This is a genomic window from Maritalea sp. S77 (genome assembly GCF_049801075.1).
Classification (GTDB): domain Bacteria; phylum Pseudomonadota; class Alphaproteobacteria; order Rhizobiales; family Devosiaceae; genus Maritalea.
In genome coordinates this window covers 146,608-170,461 of sequence record NZ_JBNAGG010000004.1, presented here as the reverse complement: position 1 = coordinate 170,461, position 23,854 = coordinate 146,608, and the positions used below count along the sequence as shown (strand labels likewise).

At 51.3% G+C, this 23,854-nt stretch carries 30 protein-coding genes and 1 other RNA gene; 16 read left to right on the top strand and 15 right to left on the bottom strand.

Translation table 11 applies throughout. The features are described from left to right. Positions 1-8: 8 nt before the first annotated feature. The 7 genes from ruvA to ACP15Y_RS13905 all read right to left on the bottom strand — a co-directional run bounded on the left by ruvA (position 9) and on the right by ACP15Y_RS13905 (position 5,493). Entirely contained in the window at positions 9-626 is a 618-nt protein-coding gene (gene ruvA / locus ACP15Y_RS13935; RefSeq protein WP_424983711.1) for a Holliday junction branch migration protein RuvA, read from the bottom strand. After that, a complete protein-coding gene (ruvC, locus tag ACP15Y_RS13930) occupies positions 623-1,132 on the bottom strand; it encodes a crossover junction endodeoxyribonuclease RuvC (RefSeq protein ID WP_424983710.1) in 510 nt (169 codons plus the stop codon). Before ruvC ends, ruvA begins: the two co-directional genes overlap by 4 nt. Before the next feature lie 122 nt (positions 1,133-1,254). Beyond that, entirely contained in the window at positions 1,255-2,241 is a 987-nt protein-coding gene (locus ACP15Y_RS13925) for a copper chaperone PCu(A)C (protein WP_424983708.1), read from the bottom strand. 42 nt (positions 2,242-2,283) lie between these two features. Continuing rightward, positions 2,284-2,688 carry a hypothetical protein gene (locus ACP15Y_RS13920; RefSeq protein ID WP_424983707.1) on the bottom strand — a complete coding sequence of 135 codons (405 nt, stop codon included), beginning with the start codon at positions 2,686-2,688 and terminating at the stop codon, positions 2,284-2,286. Positions 2,689-2,713: 25 nt separating this feature from the next. Next, positions 2,714-3,463 carry a YebC/PmpR family DNA-binding transcriptional regulator gene (locus tag ACP15Y_RS13915; protein WP_424983706.1) on the bottom strand — a complete coding sequence of 250 codons (750 nt, stop codon included), beginning with the start codon at positions 3,461-3,463 and terminating at the stop codon, positions 2,714-2,716. A gap of 82 nt (positions 3,464-3,545) precedes the next feature. Further along, positions 3,546-4,334: a lysostaphin resistance A-like protein gene (locus ACP15Y_RS13910; RefSeq protein ID WP_424983705.1), complete on the bottom strand. Its 789-nt coding sequence runs from the start codon at positions 4,332-4,334 to the stop codon at positions 3,546-3,548. Between the two features lie 82 nt (positions 4,335-4,416). Further along, on the bottom strand, positions 4,417-5,493 hold the full coding sequence (locus tag ACP15Y_RS13905; protein WP_424983704.1) for an NAD-dependent epimerase/dehydratase family protein: 1,077 nt from the start codon (positions 5,491-5,493) through the stop codon (positions 4,417-4,419). Between the two features lie 103 nt (positions 5,494-5,596). Between ACP15Y_RS13905 and ACP15Y_RS13900 the strand changes: the two genes are divergently transcribed. Then, positions 5,597-6,175, top strand: coding sequence for a TetR family transcriptional regulator (locus ACP15Y_RS13900; RefSeq protein WP_424983703.1), 579 nt, complete (start codon positions 5,597-5,599; stop codon positions 6,173-6,175). A gap of 56 nt (positions 6,176-6,231) precedes the next feature. Here ACP15Y_RS13900 and ACP15Y_RS13895 read toward each other — a convergent pair whose 3' ends face one another. From ACP15Y_RS13895 to ACP15Y_RS13870, 6 genes are all read right to left on the bottom strand, one after another. Continuing rightward, the gene (locus ACP15Y_RS13895) at positions 6,232-6,579 is read right to left on the bottom strand and encodes a DUF7684 family protein (protein ID WP_424983702.1); all 348 of its coding nucleotides are present in this window, start codon (positions 6,577-6,579) and stop codon (positions 6,232-6,234) included. Further along, on the bottom strand, positions 6,576-7,394 hold the full coding sequence (locus tag ACP15Y_RS13890; protein ID WP_424983701.1) for a TIGR00282 family metallophosphoesterase: 819 nt from the start codon (positions 7,392-7,394) through the stop codon (positions 6,576-6,578). Before ACP15Y_RS13890 ends, ACP15Y_RS13895 begins: the two co-directional genes overlap by 4 nt. Before the next feature lie 28 nt (positions 7,395-7,422). After that, positions 7,423-8,025, bottom strand: coding sequence for a 5-formyltetrahydrofolate cyclo-ligase (locus ACP15Y_RS13885; RefSeq protein ID WP_424983699.1), 603 nt, complete (start codon positions 8,023-8,025; stop codon positions 7,423-7,425). Between the two features lie 18 nt (positions 8,026-8,043). Further along, positions 8,044-8,202: non-coding RNA, 6S RNA (ssrS, locus tag ACP15Y_RS13880), on the bottom strand. A 55-nt stretch (positions 8,203-8,257) separates the two neighbouring features. After that, on the bottom strand, positions 8,258-8,638 hold the full coding sequence (locus ACP15Y_RS13875; protein WP_424983698.1) for a cell division protein ZapA: 381 nt from the start codon (positions 8,636-8,638) through the stop codon (positions 8,258-8,260). A 12-nt stretch (positions 8,639-8,650) separates the two neighbouring features. Continuing rightward, positions 8,651-8,938, bottom strand: coding sequence for a DUF4164 family protein (locus tag ACP15Y_RS13870; protein ID WP_424983697.1), 288 nt, complete (start codon positions 8,936-8,938; stop codon positions 8,651-8,653). A gap of 229 nt (positions 8,939-9,167) precedes the next feature. Here ACP15Y_RS13870 and tkt point away from each other — a divergent pair, with 229 nt between their 5' ends. The 3 genes from tkt to ACP15Y_RS13855 all read left to right on the top strand — a co-directional run bounded on the left by tkt (position 9,168) and on the right by ACP15Y_RS13855 (position 13,494). Continuing rightward, positions 9,168-11,147 carry a transketolase gene (gene tkt / locus ACP15Y_RS13865; protein WP_424983696.1) on the top strand — a complete coding sequence of 660 codons (1,980 nt, stop codon included), beginning with the start codon at positions 9,168-9,170 and terminating at the stop codon, positions 11,145-11,147. A 41-nt stretch (positions 11,148-11,188) separates the two neighbouring features. Next, a complete protein-coding gene (gene gap, locus ACP15Y_RS13860; RefSeq protein WP_424983695.1) occupies positions 11,189-12,196 on the top strand; it encodes a type I glyceraldehyde-3-phosphate dehydrogenase in 1,008 nt (335 codons plus the stop codon). A 98-nt stretch (positions 12,197-12,294) separates the two neighbouring features. After that, complete coding sequence (locus tag ACP15Y_RS13855) at positions 12,295-13,494, top strand: phosphoglycerate kinase (RefSeq protein ID WP_424983694.1); 1,200 nt, start codon at positions 12,295-12,297, stop codon at positions 13,492-13,494. A gap of 29 nt (positions 13,495-13,523) precedes the next feature. Here the strand turns inward: ACP15Y_RS13855 and ACP15Y_RS13850 are convergent, their stop codons facing one another. Beyond that, entirely contained in the window at positions 13,524-13,727 is a 204-nt protein-coding gene (locus ACP15Y_RS13850; protein ID WP_424983693.1) for a tautomerase family protein, read from the bottom strand. Then, positions 13,727-14,140, bottom strand: coding sequence for a nuclear transport factor 2 family protein (locus tag ACP15Y_RS13845; protein WP_424983692.1), 414 nt, complete (start codon positions 14,138-14,140; stop codon positions 13,727-13,729). The genes ACP15Y_RS13850 and ACP15Y_RS13845 overlap by 1 nt, the downstream gene beginning before the upstream one ends. Before the next feature lie 201 nt (positions 14,141-14,341). Between ACP15Y_RS13845 and ACP15Y_RS13840 the strand changes: the two genes are divergently transcribed. The 12 genes from ACP15Y_RS13840 to ACP15Y_RS13785 all read left to right on the top strand — a co-directional run bounded on the left by ACP15Y_RS13840 (position 14,342) and on the right by ACP15Y_RS13785 (position 23,772). Continuing rightward, positions 14,342-14,686, top strand: coding sequence for a winged helix-turn-helix transcriptional regulator (locus ACP15Y_RS13840; RefSeq protein ID WP_424983691.1), 345 nt, complete (start codon positions 14,342-14,344; stop codon positions 14,684-14,686). A gap of 53 nt (positions 14,687-14,739) precedes the next feature. After that, a complete protein-coding gene (locus ACP15Y_RS13835) occupies positions 14,740-15,738 on the top strand; it encodes an NAD(P)-dependent alcohol dehydrogenase (protein ID WP_424983690.1) in 999 nt (332 codons plus the stop codon). Positions 15,739-15,897: 159 nt separating this feature from the next. Then, positions 15,898-16,344 carry a hypothetical protein gene (locus ACP15Y_RS13830; protein ID WP_424983689.1) on the top strand — a complete coding sequence of 149 codons (447 nt, stop codon included), beginning with the start codon at positions 15,898-15,900 and terminating at the stop codon, positions 16,342-16,344. Positions 16,345-16,418: 74 nt separating this feature from the next. Then, positions 16,419-16,586 carry a helix-turn-helix transcriptional regulator gene (locus ACP15Y_RS13825; protein WP_246028663.1) on the top strand — a complete coding sequence of 56 codons (168 nt, stop codon included), beginning with the start codon at positions 16,419-16,421 and terminating at the stop codon, positions 16,584-16,586. 95 nt (positions 16,587-16,681) lie between these two features. Beyond that, on the top strand, positions 16,682-17,329 hold the full coding sequence (locus ACP15Y_RS13820) for a class I SAM-dependent methyltransferase (RefSeq protein ID WP_424983688.1): 648 nt from the start codon (positions 16,682-16,684) through the stop codon (positions 17,327-17,329). Between the two features lie 7 nt (positions 17,330-17,336). Continuing rightward, positions 17,337-18,338, top strand: coding sequence for an NAD(P)-dependent alcohol dehydrogenase (locus ACP15Y_RS13815; protein WP_424983687.1), 1,002 nt, complete (start codon positions 17,337-17,339; stop codon positions 18,336-18,338). A 2-nt stretch (positions 18,339-18,340) separates the two neighbouring features. Beyond that, the gene (locus ACP15Y_RS13810) at positions 18,341-19,057 is read left to right on the top strand and encodes a DUF4386 domain-containing protein (RefSeq protein WP_424983686.1); all 717 of its coding nucleotides are present in this window, start codon (positions 18,341-18,343) and stop codon (positions 19,055-19,057) included. Between the two features lie 251 nt (positions 19,058-19,308). After that, positions 19,309-20,376 (top strand): class II fructose-bisphosphate aldolase, encoded by a 1,068-nt coding sequence (gene fba, locus ACP15Y_RS13805; RefSeq protein ID WP_424983685.1) that lies wholly within the window; start codon positions 19,309-19,311, stop codon positions 20,374-20,376. 184 nt (positions 20,377-20,560) lie between these two features. Further along, positions 20,561-21,148: a thiamine phosphate synthase gene (locus ACP15Y_RS13800; RefSeq protein WP_424983684.1), complete on the top strand. Its 588-nt coding sequence runs from the start codon at positions 20,561-20,563 to the stop codon at positions 21,146-21,148. Further along, entirely contained in the window at positions 21,148-22,251 is a 1,104-nt protein-coding gene (locus ACP15Y_RS13795) for a tetratricopeptide repeat protein (RefSeq protein WP_424983683.1), read from the top strand. Before ACP15Y_RS13800 ends, ACP15Y_RS13795 begins: the two co-directional genes overlap by 1 nt. Positions 22,252-22,398: 147 nt before the next feature. Further along, complete coding sequence (gene efp, locus ACP15Y_RS13790) at positions 22,399-22,962, top strand: elongation factor P (RefSeq protein ID WP_424983682.1); 564 nt, start codon at positions 22,399-22,401, stop codon at positions 22,960-22,962. A 12-nt stretch (positions 22,963-22,974) separates the two neighbouring features. Next, the gene (locus ACP15Y_RS13785) at positions 22,975-23,772 is read left to right on the top strand and encodes an inositol monophosphatase family protein (protein WP_424983681.1); all 798 of its coding nucleotides are present in this window, start codon (positions 22,975-22,977) and stop codon (positions 23,770-23,772) included. The last annotated feature ends 82 nt before the right edge of the window (positions 23,773-23,854 follow it).

Below are 23,854 nucleotides of genomic sequence, written 5' to 3'. Positions count from 1 at the left end.
TCTGTCATTTAGGAACTCAATTCCTTTAGCCCCATGCGGATCAGCTTTTCGGTTTCCACACCGTCGCCTTCTTTCGCCACGATACGCGCCACGGCAGCGCTAGCCTGCGCCTGCGCATAACCCAAATTGGTGAGCGCAGAAACCGCGTCAGCCACATTGCCTGACGCAACACCTTCGCCCAACGCTTCTTGCAAACCTTGAACACCCGCATCAATGACGCCACCAACGGGCGCTTTGCCTTTAAGCTCAGACACAATACGTTGCGCCACTTTGGGGCCAACACCGGGTGCGCGGCCCACCATGGCCTTATCTTGCAAGGCGATGGACGATGACAATTCAGAAGCAGATAGAGTGGACAAAATTGCCAATGCCACTTTTGCGCCAACGCCCTGCACAGTCATCAACAACAAAAACCATTGCTTCTCACTTTCAGAGATAAAGCCGAACAATTTGAGCTGATCTTCGCGAACATAAGTCTCGATGAACAGCGACACCGCTTCGCCTTTGGCTGGCATGGCTGTCAATGTGCGCCCAGAGCAATGGGTTTCATAACAAACGCCGTTTACATCTATCAGCGCCTTGTCGTCTGAAATGCCTTCCACCAAGCCTTTTAGCTTCCCGATCATAGACTTGCCTCTCTCCGATTGAGCGCGGGACGGTGATGCGCATGCGCCACCGCAATCGCCAGCGCATCCGCCGCATCTGCGTTTTTAAATTTAGCAGTGGGCATCAACACCTTAATCATCATTTGAATTTGTTTCTTGTCCGCGTGGCCTGCGCCCACAACTGACTTTTTCACCGCATTCGCCGCATATTCGCCCACGCGCAACCCGCATGAGGCGGGCGCCAACAAGCAAACACCGCGCGCCTGCCCTAGCAAAAGGGCCGAGCGCGGCCCCGCATTCACAAAGGTTTCTTCAACCGCTGCTTCATCTGGTCGATATTCTTCAATCAGCTTTTTGATTTCATCATGTAAGCAGAGAAGCCGCTCACTAAGCTCTTCATCGGTGGGCGGTTTAATGGTGCCGGACGCGACAAATTTGAGCCGATTTCCCTCGGTATCAATCACGCCCCAACCGGTATTGCGCAATCCCGGGTCCAGTCCCAATATTCGAATTGAATGTGCGCTCACCGCCGCCCCATTTCGTGAATCAAAAAACGGCGCACACCCAATGTGCACGCCGCTTCAGTTTGAACATGTTCTTGTTCTGTACGCAAGTCAGTTGAAAGCAATTGCACCGACTTGTGCAGGATTTAGTGCTTCGAATGATCCATAGATGGCGCGCCCAAAGGAGCAGCGGGGAACATCACATCCACTTTGCCAGTTTTCTCAAACTCCAAAGTGATGTGCACCATGTCGCCTTCAGCGATGGTTTTGTTTAGGCCCATCATCATGATGTGGAAGCCGCCGGGCTTCAACTCAACAGATGCCCCAGGCGCAATCTCCAAACCCGCTTCAAGCTGCTGCATTTTCATCACGCCGTCCTTCATGCTCATTTCATGAATTTCAACTTTCGCCGCCACATCGGAAGAGGCTGCGATCAACCGATCCGCATTGTCTCCCATATTGGTGACAAGTAAAAATGCGCCGCCCGCTTTCGCCCCATTGGGTGTTGCACGTGTCCAGGCTTTTTCAATCTTAATGTCGCCAGCCATGACCATTTCAGCCATTTTATCTTTTGACATATCGTGCCCGGCATGAGCGTCGGCAACATCAGCACCGCCTTCAATTTTCAAGGCAAGTGCTGGATGCGCTGGCCGATCTTCGCCTGCAACAGGAATTTGATCCCACGCCACACTCGCCGCATCACCGCAATACTGGGTCGCTTTGAAATATAGCGTGTCACCCGCTGCCACATTGGCAATTTTACCGCGGATAACAAACTCATCATAGGCCCAGTCTTCAACGACGCCGCCATCCCAAATAACGCGCTTCACGCCCTCGCTATAGTCTTTGCCGTGTGACGTGAACATTTTTTCATAAGCACCCTTTTCAACACTCAACGCGAAGCCATGGTGAGACATGGGTTTTGCGTTGTAAAAACCTTCAGGCAACTCAACCACCAGCTTGTTGGTGGCCATGCCATCACAACCATGGGGCACGCGCACTACGGCTTTGTAGTAACTATCTGGCTGGGCAACACCAGTTTCCAAAGTGGCGTGAGCAAGGGCATTCCCTGAAAAAAGGGCAATTGAAAGTGCGGCAACAGCAGGGGCCGCGAAAAATTTCGCTGTGTTCATAATTCTATCCTCATAGATTTGATTTGAATTTGTTGGTCGAATTCAAATCGAAACGGGCGGCGCCCTTTGCGCTTGCGGCTCGAACAGATCGAGTCGCCCGACTTGAGGTTGAGAATAAAGGCTATTAGCACCGCGACTTTGAGGAATCGCAAACTGAAGAACGGGAGCGGTAGAAATGTCCGCAAGCACAAACCCAGCCACCTGCGCCATCACGCAAAGGCCACCATCTCCCTCTGCACCCGCAGGCACAGTTTCATCCTGAATTTCAATCAGGCCATGGGTAGTGCAAAGAATGAGGCCATCTTGACCATTGAGCGAAGAAAGCGCCGCTGCATAGCTGGGCAACATGGCCTGCAACAGCAAAAAAATAGCCAAGGCAACGCTGCGCTCTTTACGATCAAAGCGCGGCAGCAATTGCTTGGCTATTTCAAAAACACGACGAAGCATCGTTCGCCCTTTATGATGGTGTCAGCTATTCTTCAGACAATTTTGCCATGTCTTCATCAGACATGTCGTAATTGACATAAACGTTCTGAACATCATCATCATCTTCTAGCGCATCCATCAACTTAAATAATGTCGCACCCTTTTCGGCATCCACTGGTGTCAGGTTTTGCGGCTTCCAAATCGGGTTCACCGATTTAGGTTCGCCCAAGCTGGCTTCCAGCGCAGAAGACACATCATTGAGATCTTCAAACACACAATAGATAATGTGGCCATCTTCGCTTGATTCCACATCATCGGCGCCCGCTTCAATCGCGGCGTCCATCACTTTGTCAGCATCGCCAATTTCAGCCGGATATGTGATTTCGCCCACGCGGTCGAACATAAAGCCAACAGAGCCAGTTTCGCCCAACGCACCGCCATTTTTAGAAAAGATTGCGCGCACATTCGCGGCTGAACGATTGCGGTTATCAGTCAGTGCTTCCACGATGATCGCCACGCCGCCCGGGCCATAGCCTTCATAGCGGATTTCATCATAAGTTTCCGCATCGCCACCGGTCGCTTTCTTAATCGCACGCTCAATATTGTCTTTCGGCATGGATTGAGATTTGGCGTTGTTCACTGCCAAGCGCAAACGCGGGTTCATGTCTGGATCAGGCATGCCGCTTTTAGCTGCAACAGTGATTTCTTTCGACAGCTTTGAAAACTGCTTAGAGCGCGCCTTATCCTGACGGCCCTTACGGTGCATAATGTTCTTAAATTTTGAATGGCCTGCCATGGTCTTACGGACATCCTTCTAATCTTTTGATGATTTTGCGATCCTTATATGGCGTGGCGCGGGGAAAATAAAGCCTCTCCGCTCAAAATTCGCGTTCACGCCGCCAATCCCAAATAATCAATGCCACCACAAAAAGCTGCAATGGCCACAAAAGCGTCGCAGCCAAATCATTTTGCAAGGTGGGGAACACATAATGGGTGAAATTATACATGGTGTGCAAAAGCAGCATCGCCCAGATTGAACCGTCTGTGCGTTTATAGAGCCAAGTGAAGAAAAACGAAATCAAACTCGTCGACAACACCAAACCCCAGATTGGCCGCTCATAATAATAGGTTTGGGTGGGGATAAAAAACAGCGGCAGATGCCACAAACCCCAAACCAAGCCGATCAATAGGCTGGCAAATTCCGGCCCCTTGCGGTCCAAAAGTCGAGGCAGCAGAATACCCCGCCAGCCGAACTCCTCCTGCAACGGCCCGCCGAGAAATAGAATAAACAGAAACGCGATAGGCAAAACCAATGGCGCATCCCATGCTTCGCCCCAAGCAATGTCTTGCCCCATCAATCTGGCGGCAAAAAACGCCCCGCCAATCAAAAGCGGGAAGATCAAAATGATGATCAGATAATATTTAGCCGCAAATTTTGTTTTGACGCCGCGCGCCAACAGCGCCTTTAGGCCATCTCCGCCCGTAAAAATCAGGGCCGTGATGAGGGCTGCAATAAATGGGCCCCACGCGGCCCACTGGTGCGCCACTTCAAAAAAGCCACCTAGTCCAAAGGGCAACGATTTGTTTTGAAGATAAATCACATAGGGCCACCAAAGGCCCCAGCTCCATGCCCATGTGATCGCCAAAAATACTGCAATTTGCGCCATCGTTAGCGCCCCCTTCCGGTTGCGCTAACAGTATAGGCACTTCTGGATCGCCTCGCCAGCAACCTTACACTGGCGATTGACATTACTTTTTGGCCACCGCCCCATTATCCAGCAATTGCTGGAACATAGCTTCCAACGCAGGCTCAATCGGGTGATAGGTTAATCCCAATTCCTTTTTGGATTTTGAATTGTCCGCGGCCCAGGGATGATTGACATTTTTCGCTACCATTTCCCGCGTCAGCGATTTGTTCGCCATTGGGCCAATCAACCACACTAACCATTTGGGCAAATAGCCCTTGGCAAACGGATATTTCTCGCCAAACTTTTTGCGCAGCACCTGACAGATATAAAGAAAATCATGAGTTTCAGTGGATACAATATGGCGACCCTCAGCGGCGGCAATATAGCCTGCACGCAAATGAGCTTCCGCCACATCACGCACATCCACCATGCCAATTTCCATTTTCGGTACGCCCATCTGGAAGGTGCCGTCGCCCGCTTGCGTGACCAAATTAAAACTCTCAGACGTTTGAGACTTCGCCGTGCCCGGACCTAGGATAAATGAAGGATTGATGGTGACCAACTTCCAGCGATCTTGCGCATTGGCCATTTCCCAAGCTGCTTTCTCCGCTTCCACTTTGGAATAGGAATAGGCCTGGTGATCGAGCCGAGACGTGGTGTTCCAATCATCCTCCGTCAACACATTGCCGGGTGACTTTGCCACATCAACCGCGTCGCCATAAATTGAGGCGCAAGAACTGGTGACCACCACCCGCTTTACACTTTCGACACGGTTCGCAGACTGCAACACGTTGCGCGTGCCCTGCACTGCCGGATCCACCAATTCTTTTTGAGGGTCGGTGATGTTAGACGTGAAGGGAGACGCCGTATGCATCACCACATCACAACCTGCCATGGCTGCATCAAAACTGCCTTCATCCAACAAATCAGCTTTGAAATATTTGATTTCACCGGGCAGCGCAGCCGCCATTTCATCAAGATGCGCACGTTTTTGCGTGTTTCTTGGATCGCGAACAGCCGCATGGACAGTTTTTCCTTCCTCCAACAAGCGTTGCACAATCCATCCGGCCAGATAGCCTGTCGCACCCGTCACCAAAACGGGAGCCGTGGATGAATAATCAGGTGTGGGTTGAGACATTTTCATTCTCCAATTTAGCTTCAGTTTGCCACTGGTCAGAATTTGTAATCAGGTGTATACATAGTGCAATCTCGAAATAAGTCAACACTCGATTACATAACAAATGACCCAATCTCCAAAGCCAGTTCGCAAACGGAATGCAGAAAAAACCCAACAGGACATTCTTTCTGCTGCACAGCAAACCTTCTTTGAAAAAGGATATGATGGGGCTGGTACGCGCCAGATCGCGGATCGGGCCAATGTAAATGTAGCCTTGATCAATCGATATTTCGGGTCAAAGGAAGGATTGTTTCAAAAAGCTATCCTGCCGGCGCTCAATATCGACTTCATGCTGGAAGGCGATATGGACGATTTCGGCCAGCGCGTGGCAGAAATGTTCGCCACCAAAAAGGGCGAAAAGGATTTTGATCCCGTAATCGCCCTTTTGCGCGCTTCAACCAGCAAAGAAGCGATCCCCATGCTGTGCCAAACGGTGGAAGAACAGATCATCAAACCTTTGGCCACAAGACTCGAAGGTGACGCCGCCCATGAACGCGCCAGCCTGATCATCACCCAACTCACAGGCTATGATCTTTTAAGCCGCATTGTGAATGTGCAAACCACCAGCACCAAAGGTGCACAATATATGACCCGGCTGTTGGCAAAAACCATTCAAGATTTGGTGGACGCAACGCGGAGTTAGTCAGAATAAAAAACCAAGGCATGAGCCGCCATCGATTTAGGCCAAAACTCTTACCATCACTTTTGGCATTTTTTTGTGTCGCCACATGAGAATACCGACACAAAATCAATTGCATCTTGCAATGTTTCTTCCGGATGGGACGTCGTCGTTAAAGTATAGCCGGAATGGGAAACCTCATTGGAAAGGCGTTCGACAATCAGGTCATCCATCACATCTTCCCAAGATGTACAATCAACGCCCCAAACAGCAAACAATGCACATTCAGCATCAATAACTAGACTACATAAGGCATGCATAAAGGCTTGATCTACTTGTTCACCCGCAACCACAAGACATTTTGAACCCCTATCGATCGATAAAGTGTTCAATTCCGTAAAGTTTGGACGGATGTTAAATTCTTTCATGCAAAATCAGGCAGCGCCTGCCCGATTGAGCCGCCAACCCGCAAAGGTTGGATGGAGGTGCAAAGCCCGGTGCGGTTGTCGGTTTCGATAACGACACCACAAACACTCGGATTGCCCTCTGCAGGCGTAAAGCGTTCGCGCGTCATGCCCGTGACGAAACGATTCACCGGCTCTTCGGCTTCCATGCCAATCACGCTGTCATAATCGCCGCACATACCCGCATCGCTCATCAGGCCCGTACCGCCCTTCAGCACCCGATGATCAGCGGTCGGAATATGCGTATGGGTGCCCACCACCAAGCTGGCCCGGCCGTCTAAAAATTGGCCCATGGCTTGCATTTCAGAAGTGGCCTCGGCGTGGAAATCCACAATCACTGCGTCGGCAACATCGCCCAACGGGCAATCTGAGACGGCCTTTTCAACCGCGTAAAACGGATCATCAATTGGGTTCATGAACACGCGACCTAGGGCATTGACCACCAACACGCGCTGGCCATTCGGCGCATCATAAAGCATCGCGCCACGCCCTGGGGCAGCGTCGCTCATATTGATGGGGCGCAACAACCGATTGTCACGGGCAATCACCCCAAGCGTTTCGCGCTGATCAAAAGCGTGATCCCCCAACGTCACCATGTCCGCCCCGGCATCCAGCAGGCACTCAAAATGCTTCTCGGTCAGCCCGCGCCCATGAGAGGCGTTTTCGCCATTGATGATCACGAAATCGAATTGATATTCACGCTTAAGGCGGGGCAGATGATCCATCACTGCCTGACGGCCAGCACGGCCCATCACATCGCCTAAAAACAAAATCCGCATAGAACGCGCCCTGCTGTGCGGTTAGGGTTTAGTCCCCTGAAAACCGCCTAACTCCATTTTCCGTGACCACCATATCCAAGGGCACATCATGCGTGTCACGCGGCAAATGGTCAAATTCCTGCACGCCAAAGGCGTAGCCCACCAATAAGGGCTTTTGCGGCCAAGATGCAAGGCTACGATCATAATATCCGCCCCCATAGCCAAGCCGTGTACCGGAGGGATCAAATCCCAAAAGCGGCGTCACAACAATGTCTGGCACAACCGATTGTGCGGTGGCGGGCGGTGCAAGCGTGTTAAATCCACTCGGTACCAACGGGTCAGTTGGAGACCAAAGCCGCATGTCCAGCGGCTGATCTTGCCCCATCACCACGGGGAGGCAGACTTGATGGCCATCATCCATAAAATGAGTGAGCAAGGGCCTACAATCCAGCTCATCGCGAATGGCCCAATAGATGGAGATGATCTGCCCATACGGCACAGGCACCGCGGCAATAAAGGTTTCTGCGGCGGCTTTGGCAGCCTCTTTACGAAAGGCTGTAGATAGCGCGCGCCGGCGGGCATGCGCCTCTTTGCGCAATTGCGCCTTCACCGCATCAACGGCATCTTGTTGTTCGTCTGTCTTGTCGGTCAACTCGCGTGCCCTTAAAATGAAAATGCCGCCCTGGCCGTCGGAAATCTAGATCCTGGAACCTACAATAGTAGGTGGGCGCCGTGTGAAAAAGCCCACGAGCCTAATCAGTGACAGCTCCCTTAAGGATCGGTAAGGCCCCGTGGATGCTTATTTCCGGCACGAACCGGGCAGCGGGTTAGATATAGTGAAGCTAAATGGAAAACAAAACCCCCAAAAGGGGCTTTGCGATAAACTATTTTTGTAGGTCTTGCTCTTCGTCCAATTCCAATTGCTTGGCAAGGGTTTCCACCCGCTCGGCAATCATCATCACTTGGTTGGCAAAATTCTCTTCAAGCTGATCACGATCGGTGATCAGGCTGTTGGATTTGGCAGACAATTGCTCCAATGCGCCCTGCACATTTTTAAGCTCGTCTTCCAGCGCTTTCATATCGTCCATCACCGTCAGCGCCGCCATTACTGTAAGGCGTACATCGCCAGCTTCGCCAAACTCAGACTTCAGATCTTCAACATAGGCTGAAAAACGATCCGCCAGTCCACGCACATGGCCTTCCTGACCATCTTCGCAGGCCATGCGATATTTACGTCCGTCAATTTCAACCTGAATGTCAGCCATAAACCGATCCCGCTATGCTTCGTCTTCCCCGTTCAGAGCAACTTGTACCTTTTCCATTGCGCGCATAATCCGTGCGGAAACATCTTTGGCAGATTCCTCAACCGTACGCGCATAGGCGCGCGTTTGATCTAGTTCACTGGCCAATCGCGATCGATCTGTGGCCAGATTTTGCACCTGATGCTCGACCTTACTGGCGTCAATCACTTTGGTTCTCGCACGATGCGCCAAGCGCTCCAAACGATCCAAAGCGCTGTCCAAGCGCCGATTAGCGTCCTCAATTAAATATTTTTGTTCGCCCATCACTCGTCCAACACTAAAGCATAAGTATGGCTACCTATGCCGAACTTTATTTTGATTCTCTTTGATTCTCATAGATGTATTGCTAGAAGCTCACCTAAAAGACCATATTCCAATAGCTTTGTACAATAAGTTTGGCGAAATTGGGGGAATTGACTCCAAAGGTGTACCTGCTATGAGTGCGCCAACAATATCTTGCTTTAGCAAACGATCAAATCGGGGCAGCACGTAAATGACTGATCTAGCCAAAACAAGCGCAATGGCCAATGCAATTCGCGCACTTTCAATGGACGCGGTGCAAAAAGCCAATATCGGGCATCCTGGCATGCCAATGGGCGCAGCCGACATTGCGACAGTTTTGTTCACCAAAATCATGAAATTTGATCCCAAAGCGCCAAATTGGCCAGACCGGGATCGTTTTGTGCTTTCCGCCGGACACGGGTCCATGTTGCTTTATTCAGCCTTGCACCTGCTCGGCTATGAAGACATGACCATGGACGAAATCAAAAATTTCCGTCAGTTGGGTTCAAAAACCGCCGGTCACCCTGAATATGGCCACGCGACAGGCATCGAAACAACAACTGGCCCGCTCGGCCAAGGCATCTCAAATGCCGTTGGCATGGCGATGGCCGAAGCTAAAATGGCTGCCGACTTCGGCAATGATCTGGTTGATCACTACACCTATGCCATTGCTGGCGACGGGTGCTTGATGGAAGGCATCAGCCAAGAGGCAATCACTTTGGCAGGTCACTTGAAGCTGAATAAGCTGATCGTGATTTGGGACGACAATGACATCACCATCGATGGCAAGGTGTCTTTGTCTGATTCCACAGACCAACATGCACGCTTCCGCTCTGCGGGTTGGAACACCATCACCGTTGATGGCCATGATGAAGACGCTGTTGAAAAAGCGATTTTGGAAGCCCAGAAATCTGACAAGCCAACAATGATCGCTGCGAAAACCGTGATCGGCTTTGGCGCACCAACCAAAGCTGGCACATCAGCAGCCCACGGCGCGCCACTCGGCGATGATGAAATTGCAGGCGCTCGCGCTGCACTTGGATGGGACTATCCACCATTCGAAATTCCTGAAGAAGTGTTGGACGCATGGCGCCTTGCAGGTTGCCGCTCCACCAAGCACCGCACCGCTTGGGAAGATCGTTTGGCCGACAAAGATGCCGACACACGCGCTGAGTTTGAGCGGCGTTTGAGCGGCGAATTGCCATCAAGCTTTGATGCAGACACCAAAAAATTCAAACATCAATTGGCCGACGAAAAGCCAAAATGGGCGACACGTGTTGCATCGAACAAAGCGCTTGAAGTGATCAATGGCATGATGCCTGAAATGTTCGGCGGCTCTGCCGATTTGACAGGTTCAAACAACACCAAATCCGGCGAACAAGGCATCTTCACCGCTGAAGATCGCTCCGGCAACTATGTCTATTACGGCATTCGCGAACACGGCATGGCTGCAGCGATGAACGGCATCGCGCTACATGGCGGCCTAATCCCTTACGGCGGCACATTCATGGTGTTTACCGATTATTGCCGTCCATCTATCCGCTTGGCAGCCTTGATGGGCGTTCGCTCCATCTTTGTGATGACTCACGATTCAATCGGCTTGGGTGAAGATGGCCCAACCCACCAACCTGTTGAACATTTGACAGCGCTGCGCGCTATTCCAAACCTTTCTGTGTTCCGCCCAGCGGATGCAACCGAAACTTTGGAATGCTGGGAATTGTCCCTCAAGCAAAAAGATAAGCCGTCTATCTTGTCGCTCACCCGCCAAGGTGTGCCAGCAGTTCGTACTGAATATGCATCTGAAAACCGCTGTGCCAAAGGCGCCTATGTGCTTAAAGGCAATGAGGATGCAGATGTGGTGCTGTTTGCGTCTGGCTCAGAAGTTTCTGTTGCTATGGATGCGGCCAAAGAACTTGAAAATCAAAAGGTCAGCGTGCGCGTGGTCTCTGTGCCTTCAATGGAATTGTTTGAAGAACAGTCTGACGATTATAAAGCCCAAATCTTTGGCAATGCCAAAGCCCGCGTGGCCATTGAAGCTGGCATTGAGATGAGCTGGCAGAAATTTCTCGGACCTACTGGCAAATTTGTCGGCATGGACTCATTCGGTGCAAGTGCCCCTGGCGCACAACTGTTTGAACACTTTGGTATTACGGCCAAAGTCGTGGTTGATGCAGCACTTTCCCAACTCTAGTTTACGCAAAAATTTCCTTCCCTCGCATTTGGAGAGCTAAAATGGCAGTACGGGTAGCAATTAACGGTTTTGGTCGCATTGGCCGCAATGTCTTGCGCGCGATCATCGAATCTGGACGCACCGACATTGAAGTCGTCGCAATCAACGATCTGGGCCCAGTTGAAACCAACGCCCACCTGATCCGTTATGACAGCGTGCACGGCAAGTTCCCTGGTGAAGTTAAAGTAGATGGCGACACCATCGACGTTGGACGTGGCCCGATGAAAGTTTATGCCATCCGCGATCCAAAAGAGTTGCCTTGGGGCGAATTGGATATCGACATTGCGATGGAATGTACTGGCATTTTCACTGCGCGTGACAAAGCGGCATTCCACCTAGAAGCTGGCGCAAAACGCGTATTGATTTCCGCACCGGGTGCCGACGCGGACATCACAGCCGTTTATGGCGTGAACCACGACCAAATCACCGCTGACCACAAAGTGATCTCAAACGCATCATGCACCACCAACTGCTTGGCACCATTAGCCAAAGTGTTGCACGAAGAAGTGGGCATCGAAAAAGGCATGATGACCACGATCCACTCTTACACTGGTGACCAGCCAACTTTGGACACAATGCACAAAGATCTATATCGCGCCCGTGCAGCCGCCATGTCCATGATCCCAACATCAACAGGCGCAGCGAAAGCTGTTGGCCTTGTGTTGCCTGAATTGAATGGCAAGTTGGATGGCATGTCAGTTCGCGTTCCAACACCAAATGTGTCTGTTGTTGATTTGAAGTTCATCGCTTCACGCGATACATCAGCTGAAGAAATCAATGATGTGGTGAAAGCCGCTGCTGAGGGCCCATTGAAAGGCGTGTTGGATTTTGATCCTGAATCAAAAGTTTCAATCGACTTCAACCACGACCCACACTCATCGAACTTTGCCTCACAGCAAACCAAAGTGATGGATGGCAATTTGGTGTCTGTGATGAGCTGGTATGACAATGAATGGGGCTTCTCAAACCGCATGTCAGACATGGCGGTGGTGATTGCTAAAACCATCTAATCATTATTAGCATTGCTTATTTTGAAGGGGCTCTTTTGGGGCCCCTTCTTTTTAGCTACAATCAGAAGTGATTTGGCCCTTTTTCAATGGGAAACAAAATGACCGATTTTAAAAAACTCGAAGATTTCGACTTTAACGGCAAGAAGGTGCTGGTGCGCGTGGATTTGAACGTGCCAGTCGCCAATGGCGCTGTAACCGATTCCACCCGCATCGAGCGCCTCGCCCCAACCATGTCTTACATTGTGGAGCAAGGCGGCACGCCAATTTTGCTCTCGCACTTTGGCCGCCCAAAGGGCCAAGTGAACAAAGATATGTCTTTGGCCGTGGTCGTTCCCGCCATTCAAAAAGCATTCGGGCAACCTGTTGAATTTGTGGACACGGATTGGACCGATGTGAGCGCTGCGACAGAACACATCGCCAAAGGAGCTGCTGGCACAATCTTTGTGATGGAAAACACCCGTTTCCATGCGGGCGAAGAAGCCAATGATCTGGATTTGGCCAAGCGCATGGCCAGCTTGGGCGACATTTATTTGAATGACGCCTTTTCCGCTGCTCACCGCGCGCACGCCTCAACTGAGGCTTTGGCCCGCGAACTTCCATCCGGCGCAGGTCGCGCCATGGAAGCCGAACTCTCCGCCCTACAAGCAGGCCTTGGCAAACCACAAACGCCCGTTGTGGCAATTGTGGGTGGTGCCAAAGTGTCCACCAAGCTCGACTTGCTCGAAAACCTTTTGACCAAGGTTGAAGGCCTAGTCATTGGGGGCGGCATGGCCAACACATTCCTCCATGCCGAAGGCATCGATGTGGGCAAATCCCTTTGCGAAAAAGACCTCGCCGACACGGCGCGTCGAATTTATGACAAATCAGCCGACGAAAACTGCGCGATTATCTTACCTGTAGATGGTGTGGTTGCGTGGCATTTTGAAGCCAACGCCCCTCACCGCACCTATGGCCTTGAAGCCATGGACAAAGAGGGTATGATTTTGGACGCAGGTGAAAAATCAATTGAGCGCATTAAAGGCGCAATTGACGAAGCCAAGACCGTGATTTGGAACGGCCCATTGGGGGCCTTTGAGCTGGACCCATTTGGCCACGCCACCATTGAAGTGGCGCGCTATGTGGCAGAGCGCACCAAACAAGGCAAGCTCGTTTCAGTCGCTGGCGGTGGCGACACAGTTGCCGCCCTCGCCAAGGCCGGCGTGGTGCAAGATTTCACCTATGTCTCCACAGCAGGCGGTGCCTTCCTCGAATGGATGGAGGGCAAACCTCTCCCCGGTGTGGAAGCCCTGAAAGCCTAATCAAGAAAGCCCCGCATTGCGGGGCTTTTTTATTTTTGTTGTGCGCGAAACTCTGGCACAGGCAATCCACCAATGCCCCAATTTTCCAAAGGCACCTCATCAATCACCACAAATGTGGTTGCAGGATCTTTGTGCAACACCTGCTGCAATAGTTCTGTGGCGCCCTTAATCAACGCTTTCTTTTGCGCCGACGTTACACCTTCATCAGTGACTTCAATATGGACATAGGGCATTAGACAACCTCCTGAATATGGAAGATTTTCGCCATGATTTTCCATTGGCCCGCCTCGCGCACCAGCGTCAAAAAATCAATAAATTGCTTAGTACCAATCCGACAACGCACTCGGGCAAAAGCGGTGTTGGCACCAGCAAACTGAATTTGATCGATTACATCGTGCCGAGTTTCACCGCGCTTTGCAGGTGCCTCACGCTGTGCAAGCACTTCAAAATAAGTGGGCATGTCGCGATAGAGCAAAGGCGTTTCATCTGCCGTGGCATAAACGGCATTCGCGTGAAATATCTGCTGAAAAAGCTCGACATCACAATGATAAAGCCCGTCAAAATAGCGCTGCAATACCGGCAAGATGGCCGCTATCTGCTGGGTGGTTTCTGCATTTTCGGCATGTTCAAGCTGAGCGTACTGCATGATTTTTCCTTTGTTTGGAACAACAGCCTCAGTCTATGCGTTCGGTTTCCATTGACAACCCAGTAACTAATGGTAACTTCTGTTTAGAGGTTACCGCTGGGTAAGCTGGTGGCGATGGATGGCACGCTTTGCGCCCATCTTTGCGGTCGCGACACCGTCGCGTTTGTACCGCAAGAACCCACCGACCAAAGAGGGGAGCTTATGTCGCTCAAAGTCCGCAAAAACACCAGCCCAACACCACCGCAAGGGTGCGCGCTGACAGAGTGCATGGCGCTTATTGCAGGTGCATGGGCGCCCAATGTGATCTGGCACCTGCGCGCCGGGCCGCGCCGTTTCAATGAACTGCGTGTCGACATTCCGCCCATTTCGGCCAAAATTTTGTCAGCAAGGCTGAAAGAACTCACCGCTCGTGGGGTAGTCACCCGCACCGTGCGCCCCACTTCGCCACCGTCAGTGGAATATGAACTCACCTCATTGGGGGCCGAATTGGTGCCAGCCCTCGCTGCCATTGTGAATGTCGGGCATAAATTGAAGGACTCGGCTTGATGAAGCCATAATTTGCGCTCATGTTATAAAATTGGAATATGTATGAGGGCGCCATGAAAGCCTATATTTGCGACAAATACGGCGCTGCCGAAAATCTTCACCTGGAAGATGTTAATTTGCCTGCCCCCAAATCAGACGAAATTTTGATACAAGTCCACGCGACATCGCTGAACAGTTGGGACTGGGACAAGCTGCGCGGCCATGTCTTTACCCGCTTTGAAAGCTTTAAAGCACCAGCCCATCGCATCTTAGGTGGCGACGCTGCGGGCATCGTGGCCGCAGTTGGTGATGAGGTTGAAGGATTTAATGTCGGCGAGCGCGTATTCGGTGACCTTTCCGAAAGCGGGTGGGGTGCATTTGCTGAATATGCGACAGGCAAAGCAGCTAATTTCGCCAAAATACCAGAGACTGTCAGCTTTGCCGAAGCAGCAACTTTACCTCAGGCAGGGCTCCTAGCATTGCAAGCTTTGCGTACGGCCAATGTGCAGCCCTGCATGCATGTGTTGATAAATGGCGGCGGTGGCGGCGCAGGCATGTTTGCCATCCAGCTTGCCAAATATTATGGCGCCACGGTGCATGGCGTCGACAACGCTGAAAAACTGGACGCCATGAAATCATTCGGCGCCGACCATGTTTATGACTACAAGCAAACGGACTTCACAGATCTTACGCAAAAATTCGATATTGTGATTGATATGGTGGCCCAACGCAGTCCAGCCCATAGCCTACGTGCCCTGAAATCACGCGGCAGATATATGGTTGTCGGCGGCAAGCCCTTTAATCCGCTGCGTATGTTTTTAGCCAGCCGCAAAACACGCGAAGATGGCAAGTCGGTCAAGATTCTCATGTGGAACAACAGCGCTGAAGACATGGCAAAGCTCGTCAAAATGGTGCAAGATCGAAAAATTCGCTGCTTTATTGAGCACGTTTACCCCTTCGAACAGCTCAAATCAGCAATGGATGCGCAATCCAAATTTCTCGCCAAGGGCAAACATGTGGTGCACATGATCCCCAATAGCGAGCAAAATTCTCCCTATCCCACCGCAATATAACCATTTGAATTTTAAAGCTAATTTTCAGATGACGCCATAAGTATGTCAAAAATTTACGTCTATATGTCAAAAATATTTGACACTATGTATGAAATACCGTACACATAGTCCAACAAACATGACAACATGTATAAATTTAATGACACATAGAGCAGCAAAATGTCTTATCAAGAACGCAACATCGTCACCTATCTTCTTACCGGCATCATTGTGATGGCTGTTTACAGCGTCCATATGCACGGCCAATTTCAAGCCGGGCTGTTGGACGGCCCAGATGCGGGCATTCAAATTGGGTGGAGCGCCATCAAATTGATTGGTGGTTCAATAATCGTCACCATCATCGTCAGCATTTTGGTGAGCCTCGCAAATGCGATCATCACCCGCGAAACTGAATTCGACACCGCAGACGAACGCGATAAGCTGATCGATTTGATCGGCATGAAGGTGGGCTTCATCACCTTCTCCATCTTCTTCGTTGGCGGCATGATTTGGCTCGCCCTCGGCGCACCAATGCAATTCATCCTGTTAGGCTTCATCTATGCCATGTTCATCGCAAGCCTAATTGAAGGCGCAACGCGGCTCGTACTTTATCGTCGGGGATTTTAATCATGGCGAAAAAGAAAAGCAGCAAAGGTGAACTCACCAACAATATTAGGCGGCTGCGCTTTGATCATGATGAAATGAGCCAAAAAGCACTCGCCGAAAAAGTAGGCGTATCCCGCCAAACCATCGTGGCAATCGAGGCGGCCAAATACTCCCCTTCGTTGGAACTGGCGTTTCAAATTGCCCACGCATTCGAAACGCCAATTGAAGACGTGTTTGGCTATATCCCGCCGCCAGATGAGTAAGGCGAAATAGCCACCGCAATGCGCGGCACCCCGCACATCACTATGATTTCAACCCCAATTCGATTGACATGATCAACTCGGAAAGCGCCAGAGCTATGTCAAATTCACAGCCACATAAGACCGATCCTTTTTGGGACAAGCAGGCCACAAAATATGACCGCGCCATCTCGAAACATGACGCACAATACGACCAACGTTTAAGCAACCTCAAATCGCTCATTCAGCCCTCTGATCACGTATTGGATTTTGGTTGCGCCAGCGGCGAGATTGCCCGCGACCTCGCCACCACTGCCAAAACCGTTGAAGGCATCGACCTCAGCGAAAAAATGATCGAATTGGCCACGGCAAAAGCCGCACAGCATGGCCTGAGCAATGTCAGTTTTCTGGCCACCAATGTTTTTGACCCGCGCCTCGAGCCAGAAACGTATGATGTGATCCTCGCGCTCAATGTGCTGCATTTGGCAAAAGACCATCAAAAGCTGATCCCACGATTGAAGCAGCTCTTAAAACCCGGCGGCCGATTGATGGTGGAAACACCATGTGTAGACGAAATGCCATGGTGGCAAAAAGCTCTGCTCTATCCTGCAGGTGCAGTTGGCTTGGTGCCGCACATCCATCGCTACACCAAAGATGCGCCAAAAGCCGAGCTTGAGCATTTTGGCTTCACCATACTCGGTAGCAACTATGACCCAACCCAAGATTTTCGCTGCTCCATAGCAGCCCAAAAACCAAACATGAATTGAGAACAACATGACGAACCAAACCATGAAAGCCGTTTACTACGAGAAATTTGGCGGCCCTGAAGTGCTCCAAATCCGCGACATGCCCATCCCAACCCCGAACGAGGACGAAGTGCGTATTCGCGTTGAAGCCGTGCATGTGAGCAATGGCGATGCCATCGCCCGCACAGGCAAATCACCTTGGCCACTGATGCGCCTGCCCGCCAAAATCTTGATGGGTATTTTCAAACCCCGCAACCGCATTTTAGGCGGCGAATTCGCAGGCGTTGTCGAAAGCGCGGGCAATAAGGTGAGTAAATATAAGCCAGGTGATCGTGTATTTGGCTTCACCGATATGCGCTTTGGGGCAATGGCAGAATTTGTTTGCCTGCCGGAAAATGCCCCTTTCATGCATTGTCCTGACAATGTGTCGTTCGATGATGCAGCAGCCATCGGTGGCTCCAACGCGCAAACCGCCTATTTTTTTGTGCAGCAAGCCAACATTAAGCCCGGCGACAAAGTGTTGATCAACGGCGCTTCAGGCGGCATCGGTCGTGTGTCGGTGCAACTGGCCAAACATCTCGGCGCACATGTTACGGGCACTTGCTCAGCGCAAAACAAAGAGCTTGTTTTGGCCCTCGGCGCCGACGAAGCCATCGATTATCGCACAACAGATTTCACCCATCAGGACAAAAAATATGACGCCATTTTCGATTGCGCCGGATTTTTACCCTTTAAAAAAGTGGAGCCGGTACTGACAGACAAAGGCAAGCACCTTTTGGTGATGTTTTACATTTCGCACCTGCTCAAGCAGCGCAAAACCAAAGGCAAAGGTGGCAAAGAACAAATTTGCGTGTTGGCACCCGCCTCACCCGAAAGCCTTTCTGCCATCTCCGAACTGTTATCAAGCGGCGCGCTGAAGCCATTGGTTTCGCACAACTTCCCGATTGATCAAGCCGTGGAAGCGGCCAAACTTTACGACACCAACCAGCAACAAGGGTGCATCATCATTCACCCGCAATCACGGACATGAAAATGACCCATATTCCCACTCAAAATTTGCGTAAGACAACGATTTTCACAGGACTGTGCTTTCTCATTCTTGTGGTCACCGGCCCAATTGGCCTGATGTTGATGCCCGAACAAATCTTTGTGGCCGAAAATGCCACCCAAACATTGGCAAATCTGACGGGCAATTCGAACATGTTCTTTTATGGCATCGGCGCTCAGGTGGCGATTTTCCTGACAGAGATCGTGCTGTCCTGCCTGCTTTATGTGCTCACCAAGCCAGTCAGCCAGACCTTCGCGCTGATCGCTTTGGCCGCGCGCCTGACCATGACCGTGATCATCGGCATGAACATTGTGCCGCTTTTGGGCGCCTACCACACGGCGACAACTGACTATGCCGCATTGCCTGTGGCGGATCTCAGCAATCTCATGTTCAATTTGCACACATATGGCACCTTGGCATGGCAATTTGCTTTCGCGCTGCACCTGATCTTTTTGGGCTATCTCGTGTTCAACAGCACCTACCTGCCGCGCTTAATCGGCGTCGCCCTCTTTATCGGCGGCTTCGGGTATATGACGGATTCTCTCGGACGCATTCTGGGCTGGATGGACATCTCGGTTTTCTCCATCGCCTCAAATAGCCTTTTGGGTGTGGCAGGCGTCGGAGAAATCTCTCTGGCCCTATGGCTCCTATTTAAAGGCGTCAATCTGGATAAGTGGAAAATGAAAACACTGACCAGCTAAGCTAAATTGACCCGCCACTGGTGGGCCAATTCTTCACCAAGGGCGGCCCTGCGCCCAAATAAAGCATAAATCAGCAAAACGGATGAATATGGTTACCAGCCGCCATCGATGAAAACCCATTGATTTCCATTGCTTAAACGCCGTTTCACCATACCAAATTGATACCACCCTCACCGAAAAGTCTATATCGACTTTGCGCACAATAAACGCCAGAACCCGGGATAAGAATAGTCCAATTCAGGAGAGGTTTAATGGCCCGCATTACTTTGCGCCAATTGCTTGATCATGCTGCTGAACATGATTACGGCGTGCCTGCGTTCAACATCAACAATATGGAACAGGCATTGGCAATTGCCGAAGCGGCAGACAAAACCGATTCTCCAGTGATCATCCAAGCCTCTCGCGGCGCACGGTCTTATGCCCACGATGTGATGCTTAAGCGGATGATGGACGCGATTGTAGAAATCTACCCACATATTCCCGTTTGTATTCACCTCGACCATGGCAACGGCCCTGCAACCTGCATGACCGCCATTCAAGCCGGCTTCACCTCCGTGATGATGGACGGCTCCTTGGAAGAGGATGGCAAAACACCCGCCGATTGGGACTATAATGTCGGCGTCACAAAAAATGTGACCGACACAGCCCATTTGGGCGGTATCTCCGTTGAAGGCGAATTGGGCGTTTTGGGCAGCTTGGAAACAGGCGAAGGCGACAAAGAAGATGGCCATGGCGCGGAAGGCAAACTGTCCACCGAACAGCTTTTGACTGACCCGGAAGAAGCCGTGAAATTTGTGAATGAAACCAAGGTGGATGCCTTGGCCATCGCCATGGGCACATCCCACGGCGCTTACAAATTCACCCGCCAGCCAGACGGTGAAATCTTGGCGATGCATGTGATTGAAGAAATTCACCGCCGCTTGCCAGACACGCACTTGGTGATGCACGGCTCTTCTTCCGTGCCACAAGATTTGCAGGACATCATCAACCAATATGGCGGCAAAATTCCGCAAACTTGGGGTGTACCTGTCGAGGAAATTCAGCGCGGCATCAAAAATGGTGTGCGCAAAATCAATATCGACACCGATAACCGCATGGCCATGACAGGCCAGATTCGCCGCATTCTTTCAGAAAACCCAGGCGAATTTGATCCGCGCAAATATCTAAAACCAGCGCGCGAAGCCATGACCAAATTGTGCATTGAACGGTTGGAGCAATTCAACACCGCGGGCCATGCCTCAAAAATCGGAACGATTATTCCTTTGGCCGACATGGCCAAACGTTATGCAGATGGCCAGTTGGATCCGCAAATCGGCTAAGTATTTAGGGACAACTTAGCCACACTTTGCGCACGACAGGGGCCAATAGGCTATCTGCTTTTAGAACCCCCGCTTTGGGACAAGGCGGGGGTTTTTTCTTTTCTCATAAGCGATTAACTTGTAAGCGTTCAATATTCTGCCCAAATTGCACGGCACGAAAAGGGAAAAGAAAGCCACGCCAACTATGCAAATTTATTTGATTGTCCCGCCTCAAGCCGATGAAAACACGCGCAAGATCTGCCTTGCCCTTGCAAAAACGGGACAAGTGGCGGCCATGCTGATTCAACGCGGCAGCTTGGACGAAAAAAACTATAAAGATTGGGCCAAAAGTCTGATCAAAGACGCACAAGCAAGCAATGTTGCAGTGCTGTTGGACAATATGCCAGAAGCGGTTGAACGTTTGAATGCAGATGGCGTGCACCTGACACAAAGCGCAAAAGAAACCGGCAATTGGGCCAAGAAACTAAAACCCGCAGCCATTGTTGGCGCAGGCGAAGTCTTCTCCCGCCACGATGCGATGACCAAAGGCGAACAAGGCACAGATTACGTGTTTTTTGGTCATTTGGCGCCGGGCGGCAAGTCGGACGATGCCGAAACGGCAGAAATGGCGAATTGGTGGGCAGAAACTTTTGAAGTGCCTGCAGTCGGCTTTGTGCAAGATTTGAGCCTTTTGAATAAGAAGGTAGAGTTTTGCGCCCTGCGCGAACATCTTTTTGACGCGGCAGACCCGATTGTAGCGATGCAGCAAATCATTGAGCAAGTGACAGGCTAATGCTGGCGAAACCCTTCAACTTTTTTTTGATCCTCACATTGAGCGCGTTGATGGCGACGCCGCTGGTGGCGCAAGAAAGCGTTTCGCCACCAACAAAGCCTGAGCCTGAGAGCGTTGCCTCCCCGGAGGAGGCAGAAAGCCCTGAGCCGCAGGACGATGGTGATAACGCCGCCCCGCAAGGTGAGGCCGAGACACCAGAAGAAGATGCTGCGCCAGCGGATAATGAATCTGAGACGGCTGAAGAAACCGGACCGATTGACGAAGCCTATGGCGCATTTCAGCGGGGCATGTATCTCACGGCACTCGCCATCGCCCTTGAGCGCGCCAAAGACGATGATGCGGCAGCGCAAACCCTTATTGCAGAAATTTATGCCAATGGGTTGGGCGTTGATGTGAACTTGGAGCGCGCCGCAGGCTGGTATGAGATTGCCGCCAATAACGGCGATTCCCATGCGGCATTTCAGCTCGGGCTGCTCTATCAAAAAGGTGAAGGCGTGGCGCAAGATCGCCAAAAGGCCGCCACGCTCATCAAAAAAGCAGCCGACGCAGGTTTACTGGAAGCAAAATATAATCTGGCGCAACTGCATATTGAGGGCCGCTATGTGGAGCCAAACCTATCCCTAGCAGCACAATTGCTAAAAGAAGGCGCTGACCAAGGATTGCCCGAAGCCCAATATGATTTGGGCATTATGGTGATGGAAGGTGCAGGCGTTGAGCCTGATCCGCAGCGCGGCGCAGATTTGATCGGTGCCGCAGCCAGCCAAGGCCTCATCGCCGCGCAAATCGAATATGCAACACTGCTGACACTGGGCAAGGGCGTGCCGCTCGACTATGAAACAGCATTTTTGTGGTATGAACGCGCGGCGGAACGCGGCAACCCGGTGGCCCAGGCCCGGCTAGGGCGCCTACATGCTGTGGGCGAAGGCACCGAAAAAAACATTATTGAAGCCGCAAAATGGCGCGCCCTCGCGCGTCGCCAAGGACTTAATGATGAAACCTTGAACAGTTTATTGGCCACAGCGAACACAGATGAAATCGCACAAGGTGAGGAATGGGCCAAGATTTGGCCCGAGGTTCCAACACAAGAACCCACCAGCAATTAAGCATTTTGCCCCTCAAATAGTCCGCAAACGGCTTTGCCACTTGCACTTCAGCCAATTCTAAGGCAAAAGGCACACCAATGTTTTTCGATGGCGCCTGGCCCACCGAGGGGATCAAGGCGCGATAATCAATCTGTCAAAGGCATATCCATGAAACTCAATGGCAATGAAATTCGCCCCGGTAACGTGATTCAGCATAAAGGCGCGTTGTGGGTGGCGGTAAAAGTGCAAAGCGTAAAGCCAGGTAAAGGCGGCGCATTTGCCCAAGTTGAGCTTAAAGACATCGTTTCTGGCACCAAGCTGAACGAACGGTTCCGCGCGGCTGAAACAGTTGAAAAAGTGCGCTTAGAGCAAAAGGAATATCAGTTCCTTTACACTCAAGGCGACATGCTGGTCTTTATGGACAATGAATCTTACGAACAGCTAGAGCTGCCCGCCGATTTCGTTGGCGATCGTGCAGACTTTTTGCAAGATGGCATGAACGTGACCGTGGAAAGCCATGAGGGCAAGCCATTGGGCATTTCCTTGCCGCAATTTGTGACCCTTGCTGTGACGGAGACTGAGCCTGTGATCAAGGGCCAAACCGCAGCAAATTCTTTCAAGCCCGCTGTTTTGGAAAATGGCATTAAAGTGATGGTGCCGCCTTTTATTGGTCAAGACGAAAAAATCGTGGTCGACACCAACGAAATCACCTACTCAAAACGCGCCGACTAGGACAGTTCTCAAATGGCTCAATCTGCACTTCTCACCATTATGACCGCCGCCGCCCGCAAAGCGGCCCGGTCACTCAAGCGCGACTTTGGCGAGGTGGAAAACCTGCAAGTTTCGCGCAAAGGCCCAGCGGACTTCGTGTCCGCTGCCGATAAACGTGCAGAAAAAGCCATTTATGAAGAGCTGCTCAAATCGCGGCCAAGCTATTCGTTCTTGATGGAAGAATCTGGCGAAGTTAAAGGCACCGATGGCCAACACCGCTGGATTATTGACCCGCTAGATGGCACCACCAACTTCTTGCACTCGATCCCAATGTTTGCCGTTTCAATCGGCCTAGAACGCAATGGCCAATTGGTCGGTGGGGTGATTTACAATCCTATCACCGATGAATTGTTCACCGCAGAACGGGGCAAAGGCGCCTTTTTGAACAATCGCCGCTTGCGCGTATCTGGCCGCGTGCACTTGGCTGATGCCGTTGCCGTAACGGGCATTAAGCAAACAACAAACGCCAGAAACGATGCCACCACCATTTCTGAAGTTTCTGCCATCAATGCAGCGTCTTCCGGTGTGCGCCGCACGGGTTCGGCAGCACTAGATCTCGCCTATGTCGCTGCGGGTCGCTTTGATGCTATGTGGGAACGTGACCTTGCGCCTTGGGACATTGCTGCGGGCATGTTGATGGTGCGCGAAGCTGGCGGTTTGGTGACAGATCTCAACAATAAGGATGCCAAACCCGAAAGTGGGACCATTTTGGCTGCCAATGAGAAATTGCACACACAAATGCGCAAAGCCCTCAAAACGGTACAGTCCTAGACTTCATATCCTTGCCATAGTTCGCAGCGAAACTGCCTGACGCATCGCTACCGCTTTGCGCCATCGGAATTGGTCCATCCAA

Coding starts and splice junctions, on each gene's coding strand:
- ruvA (WP_424983711.1), bottom strand. CDS start 626: ATGATCGGGAAGCTAAAAGGCTTGGTGGAAGGCATTTCAGACGACAAG.
- ACP15Y_RS13925 (WP_424983708.1), bottom strand. CDS start 2,241: ATGAACACAGCGAAATTTTTCGCGGCCCCTGCTGTTGCCGCACTTTCA.
- ACP15Y_RS13920 (WP_424983707.1), bottom strand. CDS start 2,688: ATGCTTCGTCGTGTTTTTGAAATAGCCAAGCAATTGCTGCCGCGCTTT.
- ACP15Y_RS13915 (WP_424983706.1), bottom strand. CDS start 3,463: ATGGCAGGCCATTCAAAATTTAAGAACATTATGCACCGTAAGGGCCGT.
- ACP15Y_RS13910 (WP_424983705.1), bottom strand. CDS start 4,334: ATGGCGCAAATTGCAGTATTTTTGGCGATCACATGGGCATGGAGCTGG.
- ACP15Y_RS13905 (WP_424983704.1), bottom strand. CDS start 5,493: ATGTCTCAACCCACACCTGATTATTCATCCACGGCTCCCGTTTTGGTG.
- ACP15Y_RS13900 (WP_424983703.1), top strand. CDS start 5,597: ATGACCCAATCTCCAAAGCCAGTTCGCAAACGGAATGCAGAAAAAACC.
- ACP15Y_RS13895 (WP_424983702.1), bottom strand. CDS start 6,579: ATGAAAGAATTTAACATCCGTCCAAACTTTACGGAATTGAACACTTTA.
- ACP15Y_RS13890 (WP_424983701.1), bottom strand. CDS start 7,394: ATGCGGATTTTGTTTTTAGGCGATGTGATGGGCCGTGCTGGCCGTCAG.
- ACP15Y_RS13875 (WP_424983698.1), bottom strand. CDS start 8,638: ATGGCTGACATTCAGGTTGAAATTGACGGACGTAAATATCGCATGGCC.
- ACP15Y_RS13870 (WP_424983697.1), bottom strand. CDS start 8,938: ATGGGCGAACAAAAATATTTAATTGAGGACGCTAATCGGCGCTTGGAC.
- tkt (WP_424983696.1), top strand. CDS start 9,168: ATGACTGATCTAGCCAAAACAAGCGCAATGGCCAATGCAATTCGCGCA.
- gap (WP_424983695.1), top strand. CDS start 11,189: ATGGCAGTACGGGTAGCAATTAACGGTTTTGGTCGCATTGGCCGCAAT.
- ACP15Y_RS13855 (WP_424983694.1), top strand. CDS start 12,295: ATGACCGATTTTAAAAAACTCGAAGATTTCGACTTTAACGGCAAGAAG.
- ACP15Y_RS13850 (WP_424983693.1), bottom strand. CDS start 13,727: ATGCCCTATGTCCATATTGAAGTCACTGATGAAGGTGTAACGTCGGCG.
- ACP15Y_RS13845 (WP_424983692.1), bottom strand. CDS start 14,140: ATGCAGTACGCTCAGCTTGAACATGCCGAAAATGCAGAAACCACCCAG.
- ACP15Y_RS13840 (WP_424983691.1), top strand. CDS start 14,342: ATGTCGCTCAAAGTCCGCAAAAACACCAGCCCAACACCACCGCAAGGG.
- ACP15Y_RS13835 (WP_424983690.1), top strand. CDS start 14,740: ATGAAAGCCTATATTTGCGACAAATACGGCGCTGCCGAAAATCTTCAC.
- ACP15Y_RS13830 (WP_424983689.1), top strand. CDS start 15,898: ATGTCTTATCAAGAACGCAACATCGTCACCTATCTTCTTACCGGCATC.
- ACP15Y_RS13825 (WP_246028663.1), top strand. CDS start 16,419: ATGAGCCAAAAAGCACTCGCCGAAAAAGTAGGCGTATCCCGCCAAACC.
- ACP15Y_RS13820 (WP_424983688.1), top strand. CDS start 16,682: ATGTCAAATTCACAGCCACATAAGACCGATCCTTTTTGGGACAAGCAG.
- ACP15Y_RS13815 (WP_424983687.1), top strand. CDS start 17,337: ATGACGAACCAAACCATGAAAGCCGTTTACTACGAGAAATTTGGCGGC.
- ACP15Y_RS13810 (WP_424983686.1), top strand. CDS start 18,341: ATGACCCATATTCCCACTCAAAATTTGCGTAAGACAACGATTTTCACA.
- fba (WP_424983685.1), top strand. CDS start 19,309: ATGGCCCGCATTACTTTGCGCCAATTGCTTGATCATGCTGCTGAACAT.
- ACP15Y_RS13800 (WP_424983684.1), top strand. CDS start 20,561: ATGCAAATTTATTTGATTGTCCCGCCTCAAGCCGATGAAAACACGCGC.
- ACP15Y_RS13795 (WP_424983683.1), top strand. CDS start 21,148: ATGCTGGCGAAACCCTTCAACTTTTTTTTGATCCTCACATTGAGCGCG.
- efp (WP_424983682.1), top strand. CDS start 22,399: ATGAAACTCAATGGCAATGAAATTCGCCCCGGTAACGTGATTCAGCAT.
- ACP15Y_RS13785 (WP_424983681.1), top strand. CDS start 22,975: ATGGCTCAATCTGCACTTCTCACCATTATGACCGCCGCCGCCCGCAAA.